Annotated in this window: 25 protein-coding genes and 1 tRNA gene; 7 read left to right on the top strand and 19 right to left on the bottom strand. The window is 53.4% G+C overall.

The features are described from left to right. Positions 1-5: 5 nt before the first annotated feature. Genes K5L82_RS03730 through K5L82_RS03720 form a run of 3 tightly spaced genes read right to left on the bottom strand, consistent with a single transcriptional unit; the run spans position 6 to position 1583 of the window. On the bottom strand, positions 6-275 hold the full coding sequence (locus K5L82_RS03730) for an MmoB/DmpM family protein (RefSeq protein ID WP_133005049.1): 270 nt from the start codon (positions 273-275) through the stop codon (positions 6-8). Continuing rightward, positions 272-1273 (bottom strand): aromatic/alkene monooxygenase hydroxylase subunit beta, encoded by a 1002-nt coding sequence (locus K5L82_RS03725; protein ID WP_223133211.1) that lies wholly within the window; start codon positions 1271-1273, stop codon positions 272-274. The genes K5L82_RS03730 and K5L82_RS03725 overlap by 4 nt, the downstream gene beginning before the upstream one ends. A gap of 58 nt (positions 1274-1331) precedes the next feature. Further along, positions 1332-1583, bottom strand: coding sequence for a phenol hydroxylase subunit (locus K5L82_RS03720; protein ID WP_133005047.1), 252 nt, complete (start codon positions 1581-1583; stop codon positions 1332-1334). Between the two features lie 362 nt (positions 1584-1945). Here K5L82_RS03720 and K5L82_RS03715 point away from each other — a divergent pair, with 362 nt between their 5' ends. Beyond that, the gene (locus K5L82_RS03715; RefSeq protein WP_223133210.1) at positions 1946-3700 is read left to right on the top strand and encodes a sigma-54-dependent Fis family transcriptional regulator; all 1755 of its coding nucleotides are present in this window, start codon (positions 1946-1948) and stop codon (positions 3698-3700) included. A 183-nt stretch (positions 3701-3883) separates the two neighbouring features. On the opposite strand, the gene K5L82_RS03710 is transcribed toward K5L82_RS03715, so the two are convergent. From K5L82_RS03710 to rpsB, 16 genes are all read right to left on the bottom strand, one after another. Continuing rightward, positions 3884-3960: transfer RNA gene (locus tag K5L82_RS03710), tRNA-Met, on the bottom strand. A 74-nt stretch (positions 3961-4034) separates the two neighbouring features. Further along, positions 4035-4718, bottom strand: coding sequence for a ribonuclease HII (rnhB, locus tag K5L82_RS03705; RefSeq protein ID WP_133005045.1), 684 nt, complete (start codon positions 4716-4718; stop codon positions 4035-4037). After that, entirely contained in the window at positions 4718-5896 is a 1179-nt protein-coding gene (lpxB, locus tag K5L82_RS03700; protein WP_223133209.1) for a lipid-A-disaccharide synthase, read from the bottom strand. The genes rnhB and lpxB overlap by 1 nt, the downstream gene beginning before the upstream one ends. Before the next feature lie 18 nt (positions 5897-5914). After that, positions 5915-6706: an acyl-ACP--UDP-N-acetylglucosamine O-acyltransferase gene (gene lpxA, locus K5L82_RS03695; protein ID WP_133005043.1), complete on the bottom strand. Its 792-nt coding sequence runs from the start codon at positions 6704-6706 to the stop codon at positions 5915-5917. Continuing rightward, the gene (gene fabZ / locus K5L82_RS03690; RefSeq protein ID WP_207924363.1) at positions 6706-7140 is read right to left on the bottom strand and encodes a 3-hydroxyacyl-ACP dehydratase FabZ; all 435 of its coding nucleotides are present in this window, start codon (positions 7138-7140) and stop codon (positions 6706-6708) included. Before fabZ ends, lpxA begins: the two co-directional genes overlap by 1 nt. A gap of 14 nt (positions 7141-7154) precedes the next feature. Then, a complete protein-coding gene (gene lpxD, locus K5L82_RS03685) occupies positions 7155-8180 on the bottom strand; it encodes a UDP-3-O-(3-hydroxymyristoyl)glucosamine N-acyltransferase (protein ID WP_223133208.1) in 1026 nt (341 codons plus the stop codon). Between the two features lie 40 nt (positions 8181-8220). Then, entirely contained in the window at positions 8221-8718 is a 498-nt protein-coding gene (locus K5L82_RS03680) for an OmpH family outer membrane protein (protein ID WP_223133207.1), read from the bottom strand. 43 nt (positions 8719-8761) lie between these two features. Then, positions 8762-11080, bottom strand: a complete 2319-nt coding sequence (gene bamA / locus K5L82_RS03675) for an outer membrane protein assembly factor BamA (RefSeq protein WP_133005039.1) — start codon at positions 11078-11080, stop codon at positions 8762-8764. A gap of 45 nt (positions 11081-11125) precedes the next feature. Continuing rightward, on the bottom strand, positions 11126-12475 hold the full coding sequence (gene rseP / locus K5L82_RS03670; RefSeq protein ID WP_133005038.1) for an RIP metalloprotease RseP: 1350 nt from the start codon (positions 12473-12475) through the stop codon (positions 11126-11128). A 52-nt stretch (positions 12476-12527) separates the two neighbouring features. Further along, positions 12528-13712, bottom strand: coding sequence for a 1-deoxy-D-xylulose-5-phosphate reductoisomerase (gene ispC / locus K5L82_RS03665; protein ID WP_223133206.1), 1185 nt, complete (start codon positions 13710-13712; stop codon positions 12528-12530). Next, complete coding sequence (locus K5L82_RS03660; protein ID WP_133007517.1) at positions 13709-14560, bottom strand: phosphatidate cytidylyltransferase; 852 nt, start codon at positions 14558-14560, stop codon at positions 13709-13711. Before K5L82_RS03660 ends, ispC begins: the two co-directional genes overlap by 4 nt. A gap of 19 nt (positions 14561-14579) precedes the next feature. After that, positions 14580-15350 (bottom strand): isoprenyl transferase, encoded by a 771-nt coding sequence (locus tag K5L82_RS03655; RefSeq protein WP_133005036.1) that lies wholly within the window; start codon positions 15348-15350, stop codon positions 14580-14582. A gap of 62 nt (positions 15351-15412) precedes the next feature. After that, positions 15413-15970 (bottom strand): ribosome recycling factor, encoded by a 558-nt coding sequence (gene frr, locus K5L82_RS03650; RefSeq protein WP_133005035.1) that lies wholly within the window; start codon positions 15968-15970, stop codon positions 15413-15415. 18 nt (positions 15971-15988) lie between these two features. Then, positions 15989-16723: a UMP kinase gene (gene pyrH / locus K5L82_RS03645; RefSeq protein WP_133005034.1), complete on the bottom strand. Its 735-nt coding sequence runs from the start codon at positions 16721-16723 to the stop codon at positions 15989-15991. Positions 16724-16917: 194 nt separating this feature from the next. Beyond that, positions 16918-17787: a translation elongation factor Ts gene (tsf, locus tag K5L82_RS03640; protein WP_223133205.1), complete on the bottom strand. Its 870-nt coding sequence runs from the start codon at positions 17785-17787 to the stop codon at positions 16918-16920. A 92-nt stretch (positions 17788-17879) separates the two neighbouring features. Then, positions 17880-18629 carry a 30S ribosomal protein S2 gene (gene rpsB, locus K5L82_RS03635; RefSeq protein ID WP_133005032.1) on the bottom strand — a complete coding sequence of 250 codons (750 nt, stop codon included), beginning with the start codon at positions 18627-18629 and terminating at the stop codon, positions 17880-17882. A gap of 250 nt (positions 18630-18879) precedes the next feature. On the opposite strand from rpsB, the gene map reads away from it, so the two are divergent. The 6 genes from map (at position 18880) to dapE (ending at position 26160) form a co-directional block, all read left to right on the top strand. After that, complete coding sequence (map, locus tag K5L82_RS03630) at positions 18880-19650, top strand: type I methionyl aminopeptidase (protein WP_223133204.1); 771 nt, start codon at positions 18880-18882, stop codon at positions 19648-19650. Next, positions 19651-22296, top strand: coding sequence for a [protein-PII] uridylyltransferase (locus K5L82_RS03625; protein ID WP_223133203.1), 2646 nt, complete (start codon positions 19651-19653; stop codon positions 22294-22296). Next, complete coding sequence (gene dapC, locus K5L82_RS03620) at positions 22293-23495, top strand: succinyldiaminopimelate transaminase (RefSeq protein WP_223133202.1); 1203 nt, start codon at positions 22293-22295, stop codon at positions 23493-23495. Before K5L82_RS03625 ends, dapC begins: the two co-directional genes overlap by 4 nt. Then, positions 23492-23833: an ArsC family reductase gene (locus tag K5L82_RS03615; RefSeq protein WP_223133201.1), complete on the top strand. Its 342-nt coding sequence runs from the start codon at positions 23492-23494 to the stop codon at positions 23831-23833. The genes dapC and K5L82_RS03615 overlap by 4 nt, the downstream gene beginning before the upstream one ends. Positions 23834-23936: 103 nt before the next feature. After that, the gene (gene dapD / locus K5L82_RS03610) at positions 23937-24965 is read left to right on the top strand and encodes a 2,3,4,5-tetrahydropyridine-2,6-dicarboxylate N-succinyltransferase (protein ID WP_133005027.1); all 1029 of its coding nucleotides are present in this window, start codon (positions 23937-23939) and stop codon (positions 24963-24965) included. A gap of 64 nt (positions 24966-25029) precedes the next feature. Next, positions 25030-26160, top strand: coding sequence for a succinyl-diaminopimelate desuccinylase (gene dapE, locus K5L82_RS03605; protein WP_223133200.1), 1131 nt, complete (start codon positions 25030-25032; stop codon positions 26158-26160). Positions 26161-26174 lie beyond the last annotated feature (14 nt).

Genomic DNA, 26174 nt, shown 5'->3' with positions numbered 1-26174 from the left:
CCCAATCAGTTCCACTGAAGAATGAAGTGGTCGTCGTCTTCGTCGACATTGCCGCCAATACTGATCACATCGATCAACATTTCCTGAACATCCCATTCGCGGCCGAGCGTTTCTTCCATTGTTTCCCGGTTGATAACGAGGCGCTTCTCGGCCTCAATTCGGATCATGGCCGGTTGGTGCTGCACTTCGGCCTCAGGGTTGTCCTGCATAACTGCGTCTACCAGATAGCGGGCGTTGTCGTTGTCCTGAAATGCTATAAATACTTTCTGGCTCATGCCTGAACTCCTGTACTTTCAAGGCCTGCCTTCTTTAGCCGAACGGAAAGCTCAGCGCGGGTTTCATCCAGAGCGCCTAGGCCAGTTGTAGCCTGCGCAATTGGCATTAGGGCCTCATAGACTCGATGCTCCCACTGGGTTACCCAGTGCTGGAGTTGTTCGCGATTGCCGTCATTTTCACCGCCGACAGTTTTAATCATAGAGTTAGTCCAGCGCTGGGATTCCTTGTACCAGTCACGCTGAAACTCAGTGAGCAGAGACACATCCTCGGCGCCCTGCTCTCCCAGCCAGGCATCCATATGATCGTAAATAAGCGGGTACATAAGACCGTCCAGAAGGACGTTCTGCACAAGCGTGAGTTCAAACCAGTCATCGATTACCAGCAAGTCTTCCACTAGTTTGCGCATGGGCTGCCAGAGCTCGTCATCCATCCAGAAGGTTTTGGATTCGTCCAGCGCCTTGCCTGTGCTGCCATCGAGCAGCAGAGCAATGCGGGACAGGTACTGACCCATCCCTAGGCGATCGGTTGCAGCAAACATGTGCATCTGGGCAACGGTGGTCGCGATAGCATCGCCTGCTATTTTGCTGTTGTTCATGTTGGCGCCTAGCTCAACGTGGCGCAGAGGTACTAAGAGACGTAGGAGTTGGTGCTGAGTCTTTTCAGGGAGGCGGGTCAGTAGGTTACGCTTATCACAGAACGCAAAGTTGCTTTCTGCAGCCTCTTGCATCTTCGCCCTATTTCCGACGTAAGCCCCGTAGAAGAACTGACGTGGATCAGTCACTGCATACCAGTCTTCCATTCGAATAGAGGTTCGACTCGCATCGTTCAGTGTGCGCTTTGGATCCCATAGCGGCCGGTAGTGAAAGTTGGCTCTTGCTTCAAGATCAAAGCTAGCCTCTTGATAACGGGTCGCAGGCTTATCACCGAATCGGCGCGCGATCGCAGAATAGGTATTGCGAATGGGTTCCACTGATGTGGTTTTAATTTCAATAGTCATAACGGCCCTACCATCGTTGTTGTTATGAGGTGGATGTTGGCGTTGTTGATATGTGCGCCTAACGGTGTCCATTTTCTCCAAAGCGCCACTTGACCATGTCGTCATCAACCTCGCGAATCATGTCGGAATCCATATGCACTACCTTGTTGTGCTCACAGAAAACCAAAAAAGCATCCCGAGGTAACACCAGCTCGACAAAAAGCTCGGGGTAGCCGATAGCAAAATCGAACTCGACAAACTTATCCTCTGGTGCGCTACGAACCCGGATATAGCGGGTGTACTCGTTAAAGGTCTTTCTTCGTTGTTCCATCGGTGACCTCGTCGTCGTTGTTGTTTTTCCTGAAAGGGTTTGAGCAACGACTGTGCCAAAACCATAAAAACAACAAGCAAAAACACCTCAACTCATTGTTTAAAAGGGACTTTAAAATCACCCCAAAAATCTAAAAAGCTCCTGACGAGGTTCTTGAAATAAGATAATTACTTGAAAAATTCATCATTTGATAAAACAAGAATAAAGAAGTGAGCAATTGCTGAACTCCCTGGTGACACCGACGACAATTCACTTGTTTTTAAGCATTTGGTTGATTTCCTTCACCAATCAGGGGATATATGCTCACAAACATTCCGTACGAGTACGTTCACCCCGTACAACAACAAAAAGGGGATCCGAGCATGAAAATCAGTGAAAAGATGAGAATAAAAGAAAAGCAATTTCAGGATCTTACAGACCAAATTCGCTTCTTGAGCTCAGAGGGAAAAATTTGGCTCGGCGAACAACGAATGCTGCTAATGGCGGTGAACGCGATGGGTGCATTCCGGCGAGAAATGGTTAACAGTATGGGAATTGAAAGGGCGAAGGGTTTTTTCTTGCGCCTCGGTTACCAATCGGGCCTACGAGATGCCGAATTAGCCCGTAAGCTCAGGCCCCACTGTGATGATATTGATATTTTTTTGGCAGGCCCCCAGCTCCACGCACTAAAAGGGATGGTAAAAGTAAATCCCATTAAGGTGGATCTGGACCAGGAATCAGGAATGTTCTATGCGGAAATCGAATGGGTTGATTCATTTGAAGTAGAGATTTGTCAGACTGAACTCGGACAGATGACGGAACCAGCATGCTGGGCTTTACTTGGCTACGCATGCGCCTATACATCTTCATTCATGGGGCGCGAAATCATCTTCCGCGAAACCCATTGTCGAGGCTGTGGCGATGAGCAATGCCTGATTGTCGGAAAACCGGCAGAACAATGGGAGGATGCAGTGGAGTTTGCCCGTTACTTCAAGGCAGACCCTATCATCGAAGAGCTCTACGACCTGCAATCACAAGTCAGTTCCCTTCGTAGTAGCCTCGAAAAGCAACAGGGGCAATACTACGGTATTGGGCAATCAGCATCCTACAACAAAGTCTGTAAAATGATTGATAAAGCAGCGCAAGGCAAAGTGTCAGTGCTGCTTCTTGGCGAAACCGGCGTCGGCAAAGAAGTCATCGCCCGCAGCGTTCATCTCCGGAGCGAACGAGCTGAGGGCCCATTTGTTGCGGTCAACTGTGCAGCGATACCCCCAGATCTCATAGAGTCTGAGCTCTTCGGCGTCGAAAAAGGCGCATTTACTGGCGCCAACCAGTCCCGCCCAGGCCGCTTTGAAAGGGCCCACAATGGCACTATCTTTCTCGATGAAGTGGTTGAGCTGACTCCCCGCGCACAGGCTTCGTTACTGAGAGTGCTCCAAGAAGGGGAGTTAGAGCGGGTTGGCGATAATCGCACCCGTCCCATCAATGTTCGCATTATCGCTGCAACGAACGAAAGCCTGGCAGAAGCCGTTGAAGCCGGAAAGTTTCGAGCAGATCTCTATTATCGCCTTAATGTTTTCCCTGTGCACATACCTCCGCTGCGCGAACGCCTAGAGGACCTTCCGTTGCTGGCCGAACACTTTTTGCGTAAGTTCCAAGCGGAATATAACAAACACACCTTGGGCCTTTCAGACAAAGCGCTGGAGGTTTGCCTTCGCTATCGCTGGCCCGGAAACATTCGAGAACTGGAAAACGTAATTGAGCGGGGGATAATCCTTACCGAAAACAACGAGACAATCAGTCAAGAAGCGCTTTTTGCGGTGTTCCCCGATAGCGACTTCGAACCGCCTTCGTCTGACTGCCCACAAATAATTGGCGATTCCGGCCAGGTCGTGGATGGAGGTTCACCAAATGGTAAAACTCACTGGGCAGACAGCATCATTACCAACAACATCAGTTTAGAAAAGGTAGAAGCGATTCTCATGCACCGAGCTATGGATATGAGCAGACAGAATGTATCTGAGGCCGCACGCTTACTCGGCTTAACTCGGCCGGCCCTCGCCTACCGACTCAAAAAATCAGGTAATCGCGAAAAAAACAGCGGTGAAAGGCTGTCCGAACCTAGCTCTAGAGTCTAATTTTCTCCTCAAAATCGATACAGGAACAATTTAATTTCCCCGAGATAATGTAGCTACGGTCGGAAGTGACAAATCGGGGGCAAACGAAGACTTCTAGCGAAGAGAAAAGGGACACAGAGGAATTTCGAGTTGCAAAAATAAAAAAGGCAGACCAGTAAGTTACTGATCTGCCTTTCTTTTATATGGTAGCGGGGGCTGGATTCGAACCAACGACCTTCGGGTTATGAGCCCGACGAGCTACCAGACTGCTCCACCCCGCATCAAACTGTTCGTTTTATTTCGAGGCCAACCTCGATCAACGTGGCGCGAATATTACAGAGGATAAGTTGTTGCGTCAACCCATATTTTCAAACAAATCGGTCGGATAGCTTAAATCTTCACTGCGAGGCTCTTCTGGCGAAAACATACCTACCGTCTCTATCGCCAGCTGAACCGGCCGGAAAGAGCGACGATGCTCCGGGGTCGCTCCCAAACGCCTTAAGGCTTCCTGGTGAATCGGGGTCGGATAACCTTTGTGCTTGGCAAACCCGAAGCCCGGGTATTTTTCCTCAAGCTCATCCATCTCGCGATCCCGGGTCACCTTCGCGATGATTGATGCAGCGCTAATTGCCTCAACCCGAGCATCCCCTTTGACAACAGGCTCGGATGGCCACAGCCATTTCGGGCAACGGTTACCGTCTACCAGAACGTACTCCGGCGCAATCGCCAAGCCATCGACCGCCCGCTGCATCGCAAGCATGGTTGCCTGATAGATATTCAAGCGATCAATTTCTTCTGGCTCGCAGCGGCCAAGACTCCACGCGGCGGCCTTTTCGATAATTTCCTCGTACAGCTTTGCCCGTTTCTTCTCGGTCAGCTTCTTGGAATCGGCTAGCCCGGCGATCGGGCGATCTGGATCGAGAATAACCGCTGCCGTCACAACAGCGCCCACCAGCGGACCTCGCCCCACCTCATCCACACCGGCTAACAGCCTTCCTTGGTAAGAGCATTCGAACGGCGGTAATTCTTTCGCAGCCATTAGCGCTTACTCTCGATTAGCAGAGAAACCGCCGCGGCAGCGCGCTCGTCGGCGTCTTGTTTTAGAGCGATGTGCAGTTCGGTGAATGCTTCTTTCAAGCGAGCGCGCCCTGCCTCATCTTCAAGCCGCTCCAATACTGCAGCACCAAGCGCTTCAGGGGTGGCATCGTCCTGCAATAATTCGGGCACCAACTCTTTCTTGGCGAGAAGGTTTGGTAGTGCGACCCAAGGCACTTTGACCAGACGCGACAGCAACTTAAAACTAAAATTACTCAGTCGGTATCCCACCACCATTGGCTTCTTGAGTAACATAGCTTCTAAGGTGGCCGTTCCGGATGCCAGCATCACCACATCACTGGCCGCCATCACCTCGCGAGAACGGCCACGCACCAAGGTCACCGACAGCTTAACTTCAAGCGACTCCACCAACGCCTCAATTTGCCGCTCGCGGTCACGGTTTACGCAGGGAATAACCAGCTGGATATCCGGCCTGCGACCTTGCAGCCAACGAGACGCTTCCAAAAACAAGGTCCCTAAGCGTTCAACTTCGCCACCCCGGCTGCCAGGTAAGACAGCCAAAACCGGCCTATCTGCATCAAGGCCTAGTGCTTCTCGGGCTGCCAACGTATCGGGCTCCATCGGCACCCGGTCAGCGAGCGGATGACCTACGAAGGCTACGGGTACGTTGTGCTCTTCGTAAAATCGGGCTTCGAAAGGAAGCAGCGTCAGCATCAAGTCGATCGATTTGGCTATCTTGAAAATACGTTTCTGACGCCAAGCCCACACCGAGGGACTGACATAATGCACAGAAGGAATGCCCGCCTCGCGACACCGGCGCTCGATAGTAATGGTGAAATCTGGTGAATCGATGCCGATCACAACATCAGGAGGGGTTGTAAAGAAGTAATCCAGAAGACGGGCGCGGATGCTGAACAGCTCCCGGATTCGCCCTAATACTTCCACCAGCCCCATCACGGAAAGTCTTTCCATGGGAACCAAAGAATGGAAGCCTTCGGCAATCATCTCATCACCACCAATGCCAACAAAACGAGCATTGGGGTATCGTAAGCGAAGCGACCGAACAAGCCCGGCACCAAGAATATCCCCCGATGCCTCCCCTGCGATAATCGCTATAGTTACTTTGCGAAAGCTGACTGATTCAACCTGAACATTTGCCACCGACAGCCTCCTGCCGACTTAGCGAATGATGCCGCGATCCGATCCCCGGAGCGAGGCAATCAGAGGCTTCATCACAGGGGTATCAGCGTAACTTTCCTCAAGTTCCGCCAGCGCTTGCTCGCTGGTTAAACCCTGTCGGTAAATAACCTTGTAAGCACGGCGCAACGCCAACAAATCTTCTTTGCTGAACCCTCGGCGTTTCAGGCCTTCAACATTCATACCGTGCGGCTGAGCAGATTGGCCGCTGGCCATGACATACGCAGGAATATCTTTCAAAACGATACTGCCGCCTGCCGCCATACTGTGCGCACCAATGTGGCAGAACTGATGCACCATGGTGCCACCGCCGAGAATCGCAAAGTCACCGACCGTGACATGGCCTGCCAAGGTCGCGCAGTTCGCCAAAATGGTACCGTTGCCAACCACACAGTCGTGGGCAACGTGCACATACGCCATCAGGAGATTATCGTTACCAATGCGAGTTTCACCGCGATCTTGTGTAGTGCCGCGATGGATGGTGCAGTTCTCGCGAATGGTGTTGTTGTCGCCGATGACGAGCGTTGTCGGCTCACCCGCGTATTTTTTGTCCTGACACTCTTCCCCAACACTGGAGAATTGGAAAATCCGGTTATTTTTGCCGATAACCGTTGGACCTTTTACAACAACGTGGGAAAGAATCTCGGTGTTATCACCGATTTCCACATTCGGGCCAATATAGCTCCAAGGGCCTACCGTTACGTTGGCCCCCAGCTTGGCTGATGGGTCCACAATCGCTTGAGGATGGACACCCGACCAGTCATTTGTCGCCATCAAACTTCTCTCTCAGCGGTTAGTATTTCTGCCACGCAGACAACGTTGCCATCAACCAACGCGCGGCAATTAAATTTCCATAGGCCTCGCTTGGCGGAAACAAGCTCGGACTCCAGTTCCAAGCGGTCTCCGGGGCGCACAGGGCGTTTAAAACGAGCCTTATCGGAACCAGCCAAATATTGTATCACGCCGTCTGACGGTTTCCGTCCTACTGTCACAAACCCGAGAATGCCTGAAAGTTGGGCCATTGCCTCAATAATCAACACACCAGGCATGATCGGGTTATCCGGAAAGTGTCCGGTAAAAAAGGGCTCGTTGAACGACACGTTCTTATAGCCTTTGATCGATACATTCTTCTCGACTTCGGTTACCCGGTCGACCAGCATAAACGGATATCTATGCGGCAAGTATTCCAGAATTTCTTCGATGTTCATTGTCATGACCGGCCTCAGCCCTTAAATTTCTTTTCGAGTTCTTTAATTCGTCGCGCCAAGCCGTCTAACTGCCTGAAACGAACTGCATTTTTTCGCCACTGTCGATTTTTATCTGCAGGTAGCCCGGACGAATACACACCCGGTTCCGATATATCATTAGTGACCATACTCATCCCTGTCAGATGAACCTGGTCGGCAATATCGAGATGTCCAGCTACCGCTGAAGCGCCGCCGAACACACAGTATTTACCAACGCTTGTGCTACCTGCGATCGCAGTCATAGCTGCCAAAGCGCTGTGATCACCAATCTGAACGTTATGAGCAACTTGAATGAGGTTGTCCAGCTTCACCCCATTACCGATCACCGTGGGCTCCAATGCACCACGATCAATCGTCGTGTTGGCACCTACTTCAACATCATCACCCAGAACAACGCCACCTAGCTGGGCAATGCGGTGCCACTCGCCCTTGTCGTTCGCAAAACCGAAGCCCGCACCACCGATGACAGCACCACTCAGAATACTGCATCGCCGTCCAACAACAACGTCATGAGCCAGAGTAACCCGGGGGTTGAGTACTGTACTGTCGCCAATACGAGACCGGGCTCCAACGACAGAGCCGGCACCGACAACCACTTGTTCACCAATAACCACCTCGGCCTCCACCACCACTTGAGGCCCAACACTGGCCGTCGAGGAGATCGTCGCACTGGGATCAACGACCGCGCTGGGATGGATACCCGCGGGAGCAACAGGGGTGCGGTCGAACCAATGGCTAAGCTGAGCATAACCCATGTATGGGTTGTCTAATATCAGGACATTGGTTTGAGCTTGATCAGCCGTGGCGGGAGACACAATGACGGCTCCGGCTTGGGTCTCTCTCAAATACTTACCGTAAGAAGGGTTCGCCAGAAAGCTAATGTGACTGGCTCCTGCCGCCTGCAGAGTTGCCATGCCAGACACCCTGGCGTCCGGATCTCCCCGGAGGCTGGCCCCCAACGCATCAGCAATTTCCTGAAGACGAAAGGATGTTTCTGCCATTGTTATCTCCAAATATCCGGAACGGGGAGGCCGTGCTTTTTTAACGGTTCAGCTTTTCAAGCAATTGCGGAGTCAAATTCATTTCCGGCTTCACGTAAACAACAGCCTCGCTCGGCAAAATCAAATCCAAGCCATGCTCATCCAAGAGCTCTTTAACGGCTACATCCACCTCAGGGCGCGCACTTTCCAGGAACTGCTGTTTGCGCTGTGCCACCGTTGAGTCAAGACGCTGCTTAAGGAAGTTAAACTCCTGAACCTTCTCCTGAAACTCGGCCGCCAACTTGGTGCGTTCGCTTTCATTCATCATCGCCCCGTCTTTTTCCAGACGATCTTTCAGTTTGCGAGCGGTCTCCTGGGCTTCGCGCACTTTGTTTTCATCGGCGGCGAAATCTTTCTGCAATTTTTCACTGAACGCCTGGGCGTCATTTGACGAAAACAACGCCTGACGCAGATCCACCACGCCCACGCGAGTCTCTGCCGCGGCGTGAAAAGAGAAGGCCAGTAATAGCGAGCCTAGAACTGCTGAAATACGTTTCATTAAAACTCTCCTTTGTTTCATCTTTTCGTTTTTATATTACGTGTCAGAACGTCTGCCCCAGCGAGAACTGGAACACCTGAGTATCATCACCACTCTTGTCATTCAGCGGCTTAGCAAGACTGAATGCCAGCGGGCCAACGGCCGTAATCCATTGGAAACTCACCCCCGCTGAGGTCCGCACTTCCGTCAATTCAGGATCAAAACCACGGTCCGTATCAAACACCTGACCAGCATCCAGGAAAAACGACGTGCGCATGCTTCGGGTATCACCGGCGAACGGTGTCGGGAAGATCAACTCTAGGCCTGCTTCCGTCAGCAGGTTACCGCCAAACGGATCCGGATCGGAGAAATCGCTTGGTTGGTTTGTCGCTTTGTTACCCAAAGAGTTGGCTCGATAACCGCGCACCGAACCATATCCCCCAGAGTAGAAGTGCTCGAAGAACGGCATTTGCGAACGGTCGCCATAACCATCACCAAACCCAACTTCGGTTCGCGCTCGAACAACCCAGCGCTGACTGTCAACCAATGGGAAATAGAAGTCCGTGCGGTGGCTGGCTTTGTAGAACGTCAGATCACTAACTGGTACGGCCACATCCAATGACAGAGAGTGACTATAGCCCTTGGTCGGAAGCACACCGCGGTTTAAGGTACTCCGGCGCCAGCTACCAAACAGGAAGTAGTTGGTAAATGAATCCCCTTCGTCTTCAATAAAGGTTCTGACTTCCTCCGAAGAGAAAACGCCTTTCTGGATATCTGAACGGGTAACACCCACACCAAAATTGAGCCGGGTGATGGAATCCGTCGGGTAACCAAACGTCATCCGGGCGCCGTATTCATCCAGCAAGTAGGATGAAATATCCTCTTCCTGATAATCCGTTTCCCGTGCGAACAGGCTGAAGCCGCGGCTCACTCCATCAACGGTGTAATACGGATCCATGTAGGAAACGTTGGCACTCTTGACGGAATCACTAAAGTTCACCCCGAACGAAACCCGCTTGCCGCTGCCGAAGAAGTTATTCTCGGAAACCGACGCACCCAGGATCACACCGGAGTTCTGAGAGAAGCCCACCGAGGCGGACAAACTCCCTGTCGGCTGTTCTTGGACGCTGTAATTAACATCGACCAAATCATCCGAACCCGGAACCGGCGCGGTTTCCACATCAACCGTTTTGAAGAAGCCCATGCGCTCAAGACGGGTTTTCGAGAACTCGATTCGATCGGAAGAGGCAACACCCCCTTCCATCTGCGTCATTTCTTGGCGCAGCACTTCGTCTTTGGTGGATACGTTGCCATTGAAATTAACACGGCGTACGTAGGCGCGTTTGCCCGGCTCTATATAGAAGGTTACCTTCGCAGTGTCATCTTCGTTAGGCTCGGGTACCGCATTCACACTGGCAAAGGCATAACCTTCACGGCCTAGACGGAACGACAAAGCTTCAGAAATCGCCGTCATCTGCGCACGGGAGAACACATCCCCCTCCTCCACCGGAATAAACTTGCGCAACTCTTCCTCTTCAAGAATGAGGTTACCGCGCAACTGAATGTCGGAGATGGTGTATTGAGGGCCTTCGTTGAGGGCCATCGCAATGAAGACTTGCTGCTTGTCCGGCGAGATAGACACCTGACTGGACTCAACATTGAAATCCAGGTACCCGCGGTCCAAATAGAACGAACGTAAGGTTTCCAGATCACCGCTGAGTTTTTCGCGAGCGTACTTGTCGCTGTTGGTAAGCGAGTTCCACCAACTGCTGCTGCGCAACTCGAAAAGATCCGTCAACGTCTCATCGTCGAACTCGCGATTACCGACGATATTGATATGCTGAATAGCGGCTACCGAGCCTTCATTGATATCCAGTCGGATAGCAACACGGTTACGCGGCAGCTCTTCAGCCGAGGCCTTCACTCGTGCGTTGTAGCGCCCCTGCGCGATATAGGATCGCAGGATTTCGAGCTCCAGACGCTCAAGGGTCGCCCGGCGAAAGACCTGCCCTTCATCAAGGCCCGCACCAGCCAAGGCATCTGTCAGCATATCGGTTTCAATGTTTTTGTTGCCCTCAATTTCGATCGACGAAATGGAGGGGCGCTCACGCACCGTCAATATCAAAACACCAGCGTCTCTGCTGACCTCAATATCGGTAAACAAGCCCGTCCGAAACAGGTCTTTGATGGCGGCCGCCAAACGAGCTTCATCAATCTGCTCGCCCATATTAATCGGAAACGCGGAAAACACCGAACCCGCAGATACCCGCTGCAGGCCTTCCACCTCAATGTCCGCAACCGTGAATTCGTCCGCCAACGCTGGCTTCATACCGGTTGCGGTAATCGCGAGGCCAACAGCTACAGCTAGAAGAGAACGTCTCATTCAGTTATATCGCCTGGTTAATGTGCGGTAAGGAGCCCGCAATTCTCACAACCGCATCAGGTCGTTGTAAAGAGCAAACACCATTAAAGTCAGGATCAAAGCCATACCAATTCGTAACCCTAGCTCTTGAGCCCTTTCCGATAAGGGTTTCCGGCGAATAGCCTCAATCGTGTAATACACGATGTGACCACCATCCAGCACCGGTACTGGTAGCAAATTCAGTACACCCAGACTTACACTGAGATAAGCCAGAAAACGGACAAAATCTTCAAACCCCGAACTGACACTGGCTTCGGCAACTCGGGCAATGGTGATCGGCCCACTCAGATTCGTCGGTGACAGAAGTCCCGTAACCATCTTCTTGATGGCGACCAGAGTCAAACGGGTGTCAGCCCAAGTCTCATGCAACGCATTCGGTATCGCAGCCAAAGGCCCGAACTGTACTTCCCGAAGCACTTCGTCAGGCCATGAAATAGCTTCCACACCCGCACCCACGAAACCAATCACCTGCCCGTCGTCCAGAGTGCGAGCACCGGGCGTAACCGCCACTTCAAGCTGGCCACTGTCTCGGTCGACCGACAGAACTAACGGCTGCTCCGGTGCACTACGAATCCGCTCAACCAAGGCAAACCAATTGTCTACTGGCTCTCCATTTACGGCGAATACACGGTCACCAGCCTGCAGTCCGGCAGCCTGAGCGCGACCGTCTTCAACCACCTGCCCCAATACGGCCGGAACTTCAGGGCGCCAAGGGGTCACACCAAACTCTGCCAACGGGTTCGGAGCATCATCACTCAGCGCCCAACCATTCAACGGCCCTGACACCACACCCCGAGAACCCTGCTCGGAAATTTGCAATGACACCTGCCCGTACTCTCCAGCACGCTCCAACAGGCGCATATTCACATCCCGCCAGGACGTTACTCGATGGCCATCCACCGAGTGTATTTCCATACCTTCCTGCAAGCCCACACGTTCAGCAGCACTGTCTGTAGCCACCTCACCAACGATAGGAGCGACAGTCGTGACACCCACAACGCTGATCAGCCAATAAGCGAGAATCGCAAAAATAAAGTTGGCTATCGGTCCAGCAGCGGCAATGGCAATACGCTGAGAAGGCGGCTTAGAGGTAAAAGCCTGGTCCCGCAACTCTTCAGGAACAGGACCTTCACGCTCATCCAGCATTTTGACATAACCACCTAACGGAATGGCCGCAATGGCGTATTCGGTGCCCTGGCGGTCATACCAGGAGAAAAGCGGTTTACCGAAACCAACCGAGAATCGAAGCACTTTTACACCGAAACGTCGGGCCACCCAAAAATGCCCATACTCGTGCAGGGTAACCAAGATTCCCAGAGTCAGCGCTAATGCCAGTACGCTTTGAATAATCTGCATAGGTCTTCCGGTGTTGGTCTGGGCTACAGCTTAATGAAACGCCGACACGATATCAGGCCGACAATAAGCCAATCTGCTCGCTGGCTTGCGCGCGTGCCTCAGCATCTTTAGCGAAAATGGTTTCGAAGCTATCGGCGTCGACCACATGAGTGACGGCTAGCGTTCGCTCTATGATAACGGGGATATCGGTAAAGGACAGCTTACCTTCAAGAAATGCAGCAACCGCGATTTCATTCGCAGCATTAAGAACGGCAGGTGCTGTTCCGCCGGTTGCGAACGCATCAGCCGCCAAACGCAAACACGGGAAACGCTGCACATCCGGGCGTTCGAAGTGGAATTTACCGATAGCGAACAAATCGAGAGGAGCCACACCCGCTGCAATACGCTCTGGCCAAGCCATACCGTTCGCAATGGGTGTGCGCATGTCTGGGCTTCCCATCTGGGCCAGTACAGACCCATCGGCGTACTCCACCATCGAATGAATGATGCTTTCCGGGTGAACGTGCACTTCGACATGATCCGGGGTGGTGTTGAACAACCAACAGGCTTCAATCAGCTCCAACCCTTTGTTCATCAACGTAGCGGAATCAACCGAGATCTTTTGGCCCATAGACCAGTTCGGATGAGCACAGGCTTGAGCCGGTGTTACCGAACTTAGTGATTCTGCTGTAAATGTACGGAAAGGCCCGCCAGAGGCTGTGAGAAAAATGCGAGTGATACCGGCAGCAACGGGGTTACGCACCTTGTCAGCCGGCATGCACTGGAAGATGGCGTTGTGCTCCGAATCGATGGGCAAAAGCTCCGCTCCCGATTCAGCCACCGCATCCATAAACAATTTGCCGGACATCACCAGCGCTTCTTTGTTAGCCAGCAGCACACGCTTGCCCGCACGAACCGCAGCAAGTGTGGGCGCAAGCCCGGCTGCACCCACGATAGCGGCCATCACAGTGTCCGCTTCTTCTGCTGCAGCTACCTGACACAACCCTAGCTCGCCACTGAGCACGGTTGTTCCCGGCATATCTACCAGCAACTCTGCCAACTCACGGGCGGCATCACCATCGGCCATCACCGCAAAAGCAGGCTTGAACTCCCGACACAAAGCCGCCAACTCTTGCGCCCGCGTGCCGGCTGTCAATGCCCACACTGAAAAACGTTCCGGATGCCGGCGGACAACGTCGAGAGTACTAAGCCCTATCGAGCCGGTCGCCCCTAAAACGGTAACGCTGCGCTGGGTCATACAGACACGCTGGCCGCGCCCAGCCAACCAAGCAACGTAATGATCAATGCGAAAACCGGAATCGCGGCGGTGAGGCTGTCAATCCGGTCCATAATGCCACCATGTCCTGGCAACAGTTGGCTGCTGTCTTTGATGCCACGAAATCGCTTGAGCATGCTTTCAAGCAAGTCGCCCAACACTGAAACGAAACCTGTAAACAAGCTGGCAATGAGTAACAAAAGCGTATCTTGCAAGCTGGCACTGGCGATATAGCTGGCAACCAAAGCCAACACACCCACAGCGACCAAGCCACCCCAAACACCGGCCCAAGACTTTCCGGGGCTCACACGAGGCGCCAATTTGGCCTTGCCAAACGCCCGGCCCGCAAAGTATGCACCGATGTCGGCTACCCAAACCATGAGGAAGATATAGAGAATCACCAACAAGCTGTTGGTCAAAGCGCCAAATTCAAAACCGCCGGTGCGCAGATGATTCAAACCGACCCACGCTGGCAGAAGCACAAACAACCCCATTAGCGCCCTGACCGCCGTAGAACCCCAGGTATCTGAACCTCCCGGATAACGACTAACCAGGCCCAAGCACACTAACCACCAGGCAAACGCCAATGATAAAACCACCACAGCAGACACATTGAGCTGCGATATCAACGCCATCAAAACGGCAACACCGGCAGCATATGCAATGCGCCCACCCTGACCCTCAATACCCGACATGTTGGCCCACTCCCAGGCACCGAGAGCAATAATTGCACCGGTGAAGAGCGAAAAACCGAACGCGGGTAAAAAGAAAATGCCGCCGATCGCAATCGGAGCCAGGATAAGAGCGGTAATAATTCGAGTTTTAAGCACGGTAATAATCGCTATGTCGTTATTGTTTTGTGGCTTGGGAGTCAAGCTGATCGTCGGTTTGACCAAAGCGACGTTTGCGCTGACCATAGGCCTCCAACGCTTTCACCATTTCTTCAGCTTTGAAATCTGGCCAGAAAACATCGGAGAAGTAAAACTCCGTATAGGCCAAGTGCCACAATAGAAAGTTGCTGATGCGCTGTTCACCGGCCGTACGAATCAGCAAATCTGGCATCGGCAAATCACCGATACTCAAATTTTGCTGAATCAAATCATCGGTAATATCGGAAGGTGCCAACTCACCGGCGCGAACTTTTTCTGCAACCGCCTGAGTGGCCTGAGTGATGTCCCAGTGCCCGCCATAATTGGCAGCGATCACCAATGTCATCGCCGTATTATCGCGAGTAAGCGCCTCGGCTTTTTCCATATGCTCTTGGAGCAAGGAGTTAAACGGAGTGCGATCGCCGATAATCCTTAACCGGATGTTATTGCGGTGAAGTTTTCGAACCTCGCGCTCAAGCGCCATCACAAACAGCCGCATCAGCGCCGACACTTCGTCTTTCGGACGACGCCAGTTCTCACTGGAGAAGGCGAACAGGGTAAGTACTTCAACACCCTGCCGAGCACAGGTTTCAACAACGGCTTTAACCGCATCCACTCCGGCCTTATGGCCCGCGACGCCCTTCAACCGCCGGGCTTTCGCCCACCGATTATTGCCATCCATGATAATGGCCACATGCCGGGGACGACTACTTGCCGTCACCGGGATTTCTGCGGTTATTTGATCCGTCATGAAACCCTCTGCGCAGTGGCACTTTCAACCACTGCTGACTCTGTTCCTGTTCGATCTGACGGTTACACCGCCATCAGATCCTCTTCTTTCGCCTTCAGCATCTTTTCGATCTCGGCGATGTATTTGTCAGTCAACTTCTGGACATTATCCTCGCCACGGCGCATTTCATCTTCGTTGATGTCCTTCTCTTTGAGAAGATCCTTCAGCATGCCGTTGGCATCACGACGAGCGTTACGAACAGACACTCGACCCTGCTCTGCATCGGCACGAGCTTGCTTGGCCATTTCTTTACGAGTCTGCTCAGTCAGCATGGGCATAGGCACGCGAATCGCATCACCGTTGCTGGAAGGGTTCAACCCCAAGTCAGACATCATGATTGCCTTCTCGATGGCTGAAATGATGTTCTTTTCCCAAGGCGCAACCAGCAACGTGCGGTTGTCTTCCACGTTCACGCTGGCCACCTGCTTAAGCGGGGTGTCCTGCCCGTAGTAGTTCACCATCACGCTATCGAGAATCGCGGGGTGAGCGCGACCGGTACGGATTTTGTTGAAAGCCGAGGTCAGCGCCTCAAGGCTCTTCTGCATTTTTGATTCAGCTTCAGTCTTAATATCGTCAATCACGTCGAAACCCTCAATTCGTTACTCAATCAATGTGCCTTCTTTCTCACCGGTCACAATACGGGTGAGAACGCCTGGCTGGTTCATATCAAACACCCGCAACGGCATGCCGTGGTCACGAGCCAGACAGATAGCGGTAAGATCCATCACGCCAAGTTTGCGATCCAAAACCTCATCGTAGGTCAGGCGATCGTATTTTACTGCGGTGGGGTCCAGATTGGGATCCGCGTTATACACACCATCCACCTTGGTCGCCTTCAGAACGGCATCCGCCTCAATTTCAATACCGCGAAGACAAGCGGCTGAGTCAGTCGTAAAGAAAGGATTGCCTGTACCCGCACTAAATATCACCACGTCGCCTTCTTTCAGGTCGCGAACAGCGCGACGACGATCGTAATGCTCAACAATACCGCTCATGGGAATCGCAGACATAACCCGGGTACGAATATTTGAACGCTCAAGCGCGTCGCGCATTCCCAAGCCATTCATCACGGTAGCCAGCATACCCATGTGGTCGCCAGTCACACGATCCAAGCCCGCCTCGCTTAACGCTGCACCGCGGAACAGGTTGCCGCCACCGATTACGAGAGCAACCTGAACACCGATACCCACAAGGGCACCAATCTCCAATGCCATGCGGTCAAGTACTTTAGGATCAATACCGAACTCGTGCTCCCCCATAAGGGCCTCACCGCTGAGTTTCAGCAGAACACGCTTATATCTAGGTTGATTGGTTGAAGATGTCGGTGTCGGCATGGTGATCCCCTTTTCGTCTTTTGGCTGTGCGGCTTCAAACCCTTCGCAGGCTTGTATCTGACATATCCCTCTCATCCTAGCGCAAAAAAAGGGGTATCTCAGATACAAGCCCGCCACGAAAGCCGGGCGAACCCGGCTGACGTGGCAGACTTAGGTAGCGCTACTGTCTTCGACAGATGCACTCAAAAAATGGATCAGGCCTTGCCTGTGCCAGCGGCCGCAGCCACTTCAGCAGCAAAATCCACTTCTTCTTTTTCGATGCCTTCACCCACTTCCAGACGAGTAAAGCCAACCAGCTCGCCACCGGCGGCCTTGATCAACTCATCCACTTTCTGCTCAGGGTTCTTAACGAAAGGCTGTTCGATCAGGCTGTTCTCAGCCAGGAACTTCTTGATACGGCCGCCCATCATCTTTTCAACGATTTCGGCAGGCTTGCCTTCCATATCAGGCTGAGACCGGATGATGGCTTCTTCTTTAGCCAACTCGTCGGCAGGCATTTCTTCCGGCTTGCCAACACGCGGGTTAACCGCAGCTACGTGCATAGCAATGTCGCGAGCCAGTTCTTCGGTGCCAGCACTCAGTGCGACAACAGAGGCGATCTTGCTGTTGCTGTGAACGTATCCACCAACAACCGGACCTTCAACCTTAACCAGACGACGAACAGTGATGTTCTCACCAATCTTCTGAACCAGCGCTTCACGCTTGCTTTCCAGATCGCCTTCCATCAGCTTGGCAACGTCAGTTTCGCCTTTTTCAAACGCAACGTTCAGAACGTCGTTAGCGAAGTTCATGAAGTTGTCGTCACGGGCAACGAAGTCAGTCTCAGAGTTAACTTCCAGGATGAAAGCAACAGTCTTGTCGTCGGAAACCTTAACCAAAGACACACCTTCAGCAGCGGTACGACCGGCTTTCTTGGCAGCTTTCAGACCAGATGACTTACGAAGCTCTTCGATTGCAGCATCAACACTGCCCTCAGCTTCAACCAGTGCTTTTTTGCACTCCATCATGCCAAGACCAGTGCGCTCACGCAGCTCTTTGACCATTGCAGCGGTAATTGCAGCCATGTTCAGTCCTCTCAATCAGTTACAAATTCGGTGGGAAGGCATGCCCGGATAAAAAGGGGCATGCCTTATAACTTAAACCTGACGGTCAAGCATTACTCGGCAGCTGGAGCAGCGCCTTGGGCATCTTCGCTAACTTCTACAAACTCGTCAGCACCGCCGGTAGCCTGGGAAGACTCCATGCAGGTGTCAGCAACAGCCTTCACGTAGATCTGGATAGCGCGAATCGCATCATCGTTACCCGGAATTACGTAGTCAACGCCGTCAGGATCGCTGTTGGTATCAACAACACCAATAACAGGGATACCCAGCTTGTTCGCTTCTTTGATAGCGATACGTTCGTGGTCTACGTCAACAACGAACAGCGCGTCTGGCAGGCCGCCCATGTCTTTGATACCACCGATAGAACGCTCAAGCTTATCCATCTCGCGGGTACGCTCAAGAGCTTCTTTCTTGGTCAGTTTGTCAAAAGTACCGTCTTTGCTCTGGGCTTCCAGATCACGGTAGCGACGGATTGACTGACGAATGGTCTTGTAGTTGGTGAGCATGCCACCCAACCAGCGGTGGTTAACGTAAGGCTGGCTAGAACGCAGTGCTTCTTCCTTGATGATCTTGGCTGCGGCACGCTTGGTACCCACAAACAGGATCTTGTTCTTGCTTTCGGTCAGCTGCTGAATGAAATCCAGCGCCTGGTTCATCGCAGGAACAGTTTGCTCAAGGTTGATGATATGAATCTTGTTACGAGCACCAAAGATGTATTTACCCATCTTCGGGTTCCAGTAACGGGTTTGGTGTCCAAAGTGAGCACCTGCTTTAAGCAGGTCACGCATATTTACCTGAGCCATGATATTTACCTTTTAGCTTCGGGTTAGGCCTCCACGCATCCAATTGCCCCAACCTGTCTCCTTAAAGCAGGAGCTGGCACCCTGGGACAACGTGCTGACACGTGTGTGAATTTACCGAGTTTTGTTTCGGCGGGCGCGTTTATACCATATCCAACTCCCGCAACGCCATTACTTTTGGCAAATACCTTCCTTGTACCTATCGCTCCAGCCCCTTAAAATGCGGGCTTGATGCATATAAACAGGAAGTCCGATGCAAGTATCTATTAAGACCCCCGAAGAAATCGAAAAGATGCGGGTAGCCGGCCGCCTGGCAGCCGACGTTCTGGAAATGATCGGCGAGCACGTCAAACCTGGCGTAACCACCGAAGAGCTTGACCGCATCTGCCACGACTACATTGTGAATAAACAGCAGGCCATTCCTGCCCCGCTGAACTACAAAGGTTTCCCGAAGTCCATCTGCACCTCGGTTAACCATGTGGTGTGCCACGGCATCCCGACCGACAAAAAAGTTCTGAAAGATGGCGATGTCATCAACATCGACGTAACCGTCATTAAAGACGGCTACCACGGCGACACCAGTAAGATGTGGGTTGTCGGCAAGCCCAAGCCCGGCTCAGAGCGCCTGATTCAGATCACCCAGGAATGCTTGTATAAAGGCATTGAGCTGGTGAAGCCCGGCGCGCGCCTTGGCGACATTGGTCACGTGATCCAGAAGCACGCGGAGAAACACCGTTATTCTGTGGTTCGGGATTATTGTGGTCACGGCATCGGGGCTGTATTCCATGAAGAACCTCAAGTCATGCATTACGGCACACCGGGTACTGGCCTTGAACTCAAAGAAGGCATGACATTCACCATCGAGCCGATGCTGAACCAAGGTAAATACCACACCAAGTTGCTGGCTGACGGGTGGACTGCGGTCACCAAAGACCACAAATTGTCGGCCCAGTGGGAGCACACCATTTTGGTAACGGCAGACGGCCACGAAGTTCTGACCAAACGTTCAGAAGAGTCTTTCTAAGTGGACCGAAGCGAGCTGGAACACCGCATCAGTCACGACTCGTCGCCGGTTGTTGCGGCAAAGGAATTTCTACAGCATCACTATCAAGCCGATGCCGAAGCCTTTCGACAAGGCGCTGACGTCAGAGCTCTGGTTCACGCCAGAGCCGCGACAGTCGATACCGTGCTTCGATTGATCTGGAATCGTTATCCTCTTTCCAGCTCGCCCGACATCGCCCTTGTTGCCGTAGGTGGTTACGGCCGGGGCGAACTCCACCCCCACTCAGATATTGATCTGCTTATCCTGACACGTAAGGGAACCGAAAGCGCATGGCAAGACGACCTAAGCGCCTTCATCACCCTGTTGTGGGATTTGAAACTGGACATCGGCCACAGCGTTCGCAATGTTGACGAATGCATTTCGGCCGCGAAACAAGACATCACCATTCTAACCAACCTGCTGGAAACCCGGACGATCGCGGGCCCTGACAGCCTTCGGGAAGACCTGACCGAGCAGGTGTATCTGGACGACGTGATGTCCGACAAAGATTACTTTGTCGCCAAGTGGGAAGAGCAACAGAAACGCCATAAAAAGTACGGCGACACTGAATACAACCTGGAACCGAACGTCAAAGGCTCTCCCGGCGCCCTGCGAGACATACAAACGATCGGATGGATCACCAAACGCCACTTTTTGCTGGAAAGTACGGCCGACCTAGCCCGCTTCAGCATCATTACCGATGAAGAACACCGAGTATTACTGGAAGGCGAAACCTTTCTCTGGCGTTTGCGCTTCGGCCTTCAGCTCATCGCCGATCGTAATGAAAACCGAATGCTGTTTGATCACCAGCGAGCCCTCGCCGCAATGTTAGGCTACAAGGACGAAGGCAAACGTCTCGGCGTCGAGCTGATGATGCAGTCTTACTACCGCACTGTTTTGGCATTGGCGGAGCTCACCGACGTTATTCTTCAATATTACGACGAAGCGATTCTCGGCAGCGGCAGCGAAGATGAAATCAGACCCCTGAACAAGCGCTTCCAAATGCGCAACTTCTACATCGAAGCCATCAACAATCAAGTGTTTGCTTACGCGCCCTACGCCATCATGGAAATATTCGTGTTGATGGCGCAGCATCCGGAAATTAAGGGCATTCGAGCAACCACCATTCGCTCACTGCGGGCGCACCGACACCTGATTGACGATGTTTTCCGCTCCGATCTGGCGGTAACCAGCCTGTTCATGGAGCTCCTGCGCACCCCCCATGCGTTACACAAAACGCTGTCTGCAATGAAAAAGTACGATGTGCTTGGTCGGTATCTACCCGAGTTTGGCGACATCATCGGCCAGATGCAGCACGACCTGTTCCACATCTATACGGTGGATGCGCACACCATGCGCGTTATCCGTAACATGGTCAGATTAACCACTGAGGAAGCGAGAACCGAGTACCCCCTCGCCTCGCGTTTGATTCATCGCCTACCAAAAATGGACACCCTGTTTATCGCAGGTTTGTACCACGACGTTGCCAAAGGCCGCGGGGGCGACCATTCTGAACTCGGCGCCATTGATGTCGAAGCCTTCTGCGAACGACACCATTTAAGTGAGCGGGACACCCGGCTGATTGCCTGGCTGGTGGAGAACCATCTGCTTATGTCGATGACCGCCCAACGCAAAGACATTTCAGACCCGGACATCATTCAGGCGTTTGCGCGAGCCATCCCAAGCCAGGCGCACCTTGACTACCTGTACACTCTAACCGTGTGCGACATCAGCGCCACCAACCCAAAGCTTTGGAACACTTGGCGCGCCTCCTTGTTGCGCCAGCTCTACATCGAAGCAAAACGGGCACTGCGCCGAGGCATAGACACACCGGTCAACCGGCAGGCGTGGATTGACGCTACCCGCGAAGAAGCCCGGGGAATTCTTAACGCCCAGAATATGACCGACGAGCAAATCGATCAGATCTGGGACACGGTTGACGAAGAATACTTTCTTCAGGATTCCACCGTCGATATCGCTTGGCAGACTGCGGCCATCATCCGCCATGGCGATAACCCGGACCCACTGGTGCTGATACGAGACACCCGCGGCGGGCCAACCGACGGCTACTCCCAGATTATCATCTACATGCGGGACCGGGTTGCCCTGTTCGCAGCGACTACCGCTGTGCTCGAACAGCTCAACCTGAACATTGTCGATGCTCGCATCAATTCCAGCGAGGGGCCTCACTCGATCAGCTCTTATATTGTGCTGGACGAGCAAGGACAACCGCTGGGCATCGACCCGGCCCGCAAAGAGCGCGCGCGCAAACGCCTGATTGAAGAGCTGGATGATCCGGAAGACTATCCGGACATCATTCACCGGCGTACTCCGCGGCAACTCAAACACTTCGCCTTCCCGACCGAAGTCACTTTTTCCAATGACACCATCAACCAAAGAACGTTGATGGAAGTCATCACACCCGACCGTCCCGGCCTGCTGGCCCGGATTGGCCAGGTCCTACTCGAACACCGGGTTCGGCTAACCAATGCCAAAATCGCGACCCTGGGCGAGCGAGTAGAAGACGTTTTCTTCATTACCGACGAACAAGGCCGGCCGCTAAGCGATCCCGCCGAGTGCGAAGCCCTGCAACAGCACCTCTGCAAAATGCTGGACGAGATTCAATGAATTCCAACTTAGAAAGACTGCACCCTTACCCATTCGAAAAACTCGCGAAGCTGAAAAACGGCATCACCGTGCCAGAGCACCTCGCACCGATTTCACTGGGCATTGGTGAACCCAAACACCCAGCTCCGGCTTTTGTAAAGCAGGCAGTGGCCGACAATCTGGATAAACTGGCCAACTACCCCACCACCAAGGGCATCGACGAGCTGCGCGAAACCATTGCCAGCTGGGCGACCCGCCGCTTCAACTTGAGCGGAGGCTCACTCGATCCGGCGCGCAACGTCGTCCCGGTCAACGGCACCCGAGAAGCCATATTTTCGTTGGTGCAGGCCGTTGTTGACTCGAGCAAACCCGCTACCGTGGTCAGCCCGAATCCGTTTTATCAGGTGTACGAAGGAGCCGCCTTCCTCGCGGGCGCCGATCCGGTTTACTTGCCTTGCGATGCCAGCAACGGTTTCATTCCGGATTTCGACAAGGTTCCGGAGTCCGTGTGGGCCAACTGCCAGGTACTGTTTCTGTGCTCCCCCGGCAACCCCAGTGGAGCCGTGGTCAGCCGGGAAACTCTGACCAAAGTAATCGAACTGGCCGACCGTCACGATTTTATTGTGGCGTCTGACGAGTGCTATTCCGAACTCTATCCCGACGAAGCCAACCCGCCTGAAGGCCTTCTGCAAACCTGTGCAGCCCTTGGCCGGCATGACTTCAAACGCTGCGTGGTGTTTCACAGCCTATCAAAACGCAGCAACCTGCCCGGCCTGCGCTCCGGTTTTGTCGCCGGCGATGCCGACGTGTTGGCGGGTTACCTGAAATATCGCACCTACCACGGTTGCGCCATGCCCATTCACAATCAGCTGGCCAGCATCGCTGCGTGGAACGATGAAGAACACGTAAAAGAAAATCGATCGGCGTATCGCGCCAAATTTGAAGCAGTGGTACCCATCCTGCGCGAAGTTATGAACGTCGACTTCCCGGATGCCGGTTTTTATCTTTGGCCGGAAACACCGTTCGACGACGAAACCTTCGCTAGGGAATTGTCGGCCCAGCAGAACGTACACGTTCTACCCGGCCGTTACCTATCCCGCACCGTCGACGGCCACAACCCCGGCGAAAACCGGGTGCGCATGGCACTGGTAGCCCCCGTAGAAGAGTGCGTAGAAGCCGCTCACCGCATTGTCGAGTTTGTAAAAGGGTTCAAGGCATGAAGCTCTACGGCATTAAAAACTGCGACACCGTCAAAAAAGCCCGCAAATGGCTGGATGAAAACGGCATCGCCTACGAATTTCACGATTTCAAAAAAGACGGCCTCACCAGTGAAAAGCTGACCGAGTGGGAGCAGGCGTTGAATTGGGAAGCACTGATCAACAAGCGTGGCACCACTTGGCGAAAACTTCCGGATGAGGTTCGTGATACCATGACCGCCCAAAGTGCTCACGAGGTCATGCTGGAGAACACCTCCATCATCAAGCGCCCGGTTATTGAACGCGGCGAAACCGTTACTGTGGGCTTTAACGCAGACGAATGGGCTGCGTGGACGAACTAACAGATTAACCTCTGCCCGAGCCCCCTTAAACAAAAAAAGGGGGGGCAAAAGGCGGTGGAAAAGAACTCAGTTTTTAAACTTTATAAATAGGAGCAACCACCAGATGAGTTTTGCATTCGGCATCGGCATCGGCACCCAGAACAACCAAGGCGAATGGCTGGAAGTGTTCTATCAGCAACCGGTTATGACCCCAAGCAAAGACCTGATCGACGTGGTTGAAACCGCGCTGAACTACAAAGGCGGCAATCAGGCCATCGAAGCGAGCGCAGAGCAACTGACTCAGTTCGCCACCTCCCTTCGCCAACTGGGCGAAACCGCACAGGCCAAGCTGGCTGAGCAAGCGGCTGAAAGCAAAAGCCCGGTCGTTGTGACCGCACTGGCAACCGACGATACCGCGTCCAGCACGCCTGAGGTGTACCTGAAGCTGCACCTGATTTCTCACCGTCTGGCCAAGCCCCACAGCCTGAAGTTGGACGGTATCTTCGGTCTGCTACCAAACCTGGCCTGGACCAACGAAGGCGCCATTGATCTGAATGAACTGCCAGCTCGTCAGCTACAAGCTCGTGTTGAAGGCCGTACTCTGGAAGTGAAATCAGTCGACAAGTTCCCGCAGATGACCGACTACGTGGTGCCAACAGGCGTACGTATTGCGGACACCTCTCGTGTTCGTTTGGGCGCCTACGTAGGCGAAGGCACCACCGTGATGCACGAAGGCTTCATCAACTTCAACGCCGGTACCGAAGGCACCAGCATGATCGAAGGCCGTATTTCTGCAGGCGTGATGATCGGCAAAGGCTCCGACTTGGGCGGCGGCTGCTCTACTATGGGCACGCTGTCTGGCGGTGGCAACATCATCATCTCCGTGGGCGAAAACTGCCTTCTTGGCGCAAACGCTGGCATCGGCATCCCACTTGGCGACCGTTGCACCGTAGAAGCAGGCCTGTACATCACCGCGGGCACCAAAGTTGCACTGCTGGATGACAACAACGATCTGGTTGAAGTGGTTAAGGCTCGCGATCTGGCCAGCAAGAACGACTTGCTGTTCCGCCGCAACAGCCAGACCGGCGCGGTTGAATGCAAAACCAACAAAACGGCCATTGAGTTGAACGAAGAACTGCACGCCAACAACTAAGACCCGCACAAGCCCCTCTTCCGCGGCGGAGAGGGGCCATGTCAGACCAAGCAAGAGCCACCCTATGACCTTATCGCCTACCCTCGAACTCGCCATGGATCTCATTCGCCGCCAGTCGGTCACACCCGACGATGCCGGTTGTCAAGAATTGATGATGTCCCGCCTCGCCCCACTCGGCTTTGCCGGCGAGAACCTGCGATTTGGCGAAACCGACAATCTTTGGGCACGAAAAGGCGCTGACGGCCCAGTACTGGCCTTTGCCGGCCATACCGATGTGGTGCCAACCGGCCCCGAGCGAAACTGGGCTCACGCGCCCTTTGAGCCGGTCATTGAGGAAGGCTTTTTGTACGGCCGGGGCGCAGCCGATATGAAAGGCAGCCTGGCGGCATTCGTCACAGCTTGCGAACGTTTTGTCGCCAAGAATCCGAATCATCGTGGATCTATCGCCCTGCTCATCACGAGTGATGAAGAGGGCCCGGCTCACGATGGTACGGTCAAAGTGATTGAAACACTGGAAGCCCGAAACGAGAAAATCGACTGGTGCCTGATCGGCGAGCCTTCCAGCACCCACGAAGTGGGCGACGTTATCAAAAACGGCCGCCGCGGCTCACTGCACGGCTACCTGACCGTACACGGTACTCAGGGCCATGTGGCCTACCCGCATCTAGCCGAGAACCCGGTCCACACCGTTGCACCTGCACTCGATGCCTTAGCAAAAGAATTCTGGGATAACGGCAACGATTTCTTCCCGCCCACAACCTTCCAGATCACCAAAATTGAATCAGGCGTCGGCAGCAACATCATTCCCGGCGAATGCCTGGTGCATTTTAATTTCCGTTACTGCACCGAAAACACCGCCGAAAGCCTGGAAGAACGTGTAGTGGCGGTTTTGGATCACCACAACTTCAAGTACGACCTGCAATGGAACCTGAGCGGTCGCCCGTTCCTGACCGACCGAGGCGCTCTGGTATCTGCCAGCCAGGAAGCTATTCGCACCGTTACCGGGCGCGAAACCGAACTGTCTACCTCAGGTGGCACGTCAGATGGCCGTTTTATCGCCCCTACCGGAGCCCAAGTGGTCGAACTCGGCCCCATCAATGCCACCATTCACAAAGTAGACGAGTGCGTGAAGGCGGAAGATCTAGATACACTGTCAGACATCTACGAACAGATTCTGGTAGAACTGCTAGGGTAATTTGAAATGAGGGG

This window comes from Marinobacter sp. AL4B (assembly GCF_019916045.1).
Lineage (GTDB): Bacteria > Pseudomonadota > Gammaproteobacteria > Pseudomonadales > Oleiphilaceae > Marinobacter.
This window is presented reverse-complemented; position numbering and strand designations above follow the sequence as displayed.

What these genes read in the sequence shown, in the direction of transcription:
- K5L82_RS03730 (WP_133005049.1), bottom strand. Translation starts at nt 275, where the DNA reads ATGAGCCAGAAAGTATTTATAGCATTTCAGGACAACGACAACGCCCGC.
- K5L82_RS03725 (WP_223133211.1), bottom strand. Translation starts at nt 1,273, where the DNA reads ATGACTATTGAAATTAAAACCACATCAGTGGAACCCATTCGCAATACC.
- K5L82_RS03720 (WP_133005047.1), bottom strand. Translation starts at nt 1,583, where the DNA reads ATGGAACAACGAAGAAAGACCTTTAACGAGTACACCCGCTATATCCGG.
- K5L82_RS03715 (WP_223133210.1), top strand. Translation starts at nt 1,946, where the DNA reads ATGAAAATCAGTGAAAAGATGAGAATAAAAGAAAAGCAATTTCAGGAT.
- rnhB (WP_133005045.1), bottom strand. Translation starts at nt 4,718, where the DNA reads ATGGCTGCGAAAGAATTACCGCCGTTCGAATGCTCTTACCAAGGAAGG.
- lpxA (WP_133005043.1), bottom strand. Translation starts at nt 6,706, where the DNA reads ATGGCGACAAATGACTGGTCGGGTGTCCATCCTCAAGCGATTGTGGAC.
- fabZ (WP_207924363.1), bottom strand. Translation starts at nt 7,140, where the DNA reads ATGAACATCGAAGAAATTCTGGAATACTTGCCGCATAGATATCCGTTT.
- lpxD (WP_223133208.1), bottom strand. Translation starts at nt 8,180, where the DNA reads ATGGCAGAAACATCCTTTCGTCTTCAGGAAATTGCTGATGCGTTGGGG.
- K5L82_RS03680 (WP_223133207.1), bottom strand. Translation starts at nt 8,718, where the DNA reads ATGAAACGTATTTCAGCAGTTCTAGGCTCGCTATTACTGGCCTTCTCT.
- bamA (WP_133005039.1), bottom strand. Translation starts at nt 11,080, where the DNA reads ATGAGACGTTCTCTTCTAGCTGTAGCTGTTGGCCTCGCGATTACCGCA.
- rseP (WP_133005038.1), bottom strand. Translation starts at nt 12,475, where the DNA reads ATGCAGATTATTCAAAGCGTACTGGCATTAGCGCTGACTCTGGGAATC.
- ispC (WP_223133206.1), bottom strand. Translation starts at nt 13,712, where the DNA reads ATGACCCAGCGCAGCGTTACCGTTTTAGGGGCGACCGGCTCGATAGGG.
- K5L82_RS03655 (WP_133005036.1), bottom strand. Translation starts at nt 15,350, where the DNA reads ATGACGGATCAAATAACCGCAGAAATCCCGGTGACGGCAAGTAGTCGT.
- pyrH (WP_133005034.1), bottom strand. Translation starts at nt 16,723, where the DNA reads ATGCCGACACCGACATCTTCAACCAATCAACCTAGATATAAGCGTGTT.
- tsf (WP_223133205.1), bottom strand. Translation starts at nt 17,787, where the DNA reads ATGGCTGCAATTACCGCTGCAATGGTCAAAGAGCTGCGTGAGCGCACT.
- rpsB (WP_133005032.1), bottom strand. Translation starts at nt 18,629, where the DNA reads ATGGCTCAGGTAAATATGCGTGACCTGCTTAAAGCAGGTGCTCACTTT.
- map (WP_223133204.1), top strand. Translation starts at nt 18,880, where the DNA reads ATGCAAGTATCTATTAAGACCCCCGAAGAAATCGAAAAGATGCGGGTA.
- dapC (WP_223133202.1), top strand. Translation starts at nt 22,293, where the DNA reads ATGAATTCCAACTTAGAAAGACTGCACCCTTACCCATTCGAAAAACTC.
- K5L82_RS03615 (WP_223133201.1), top strand. Translation starts at nt 23,492, where the DNA reads ATGAAGCTCTACGGCATTAAAAACTGCGACACCGTCAAAAAAGCCCGC.
- dapD (WP_133005027.1), top strand. Translation starts at nt 23,937, where the DNA reads ATGAGTTTTGCATTCGGCATCGGCATCGGCACCCAGAACAACCAAGGC.
- dapE (WP_223133200.1), top strand. Translation starts at nt 25,030, where the DNA reads ATGACCTTATCGCCTACCCTCGAACTCGCCATGGATCTCATTCGCCGC.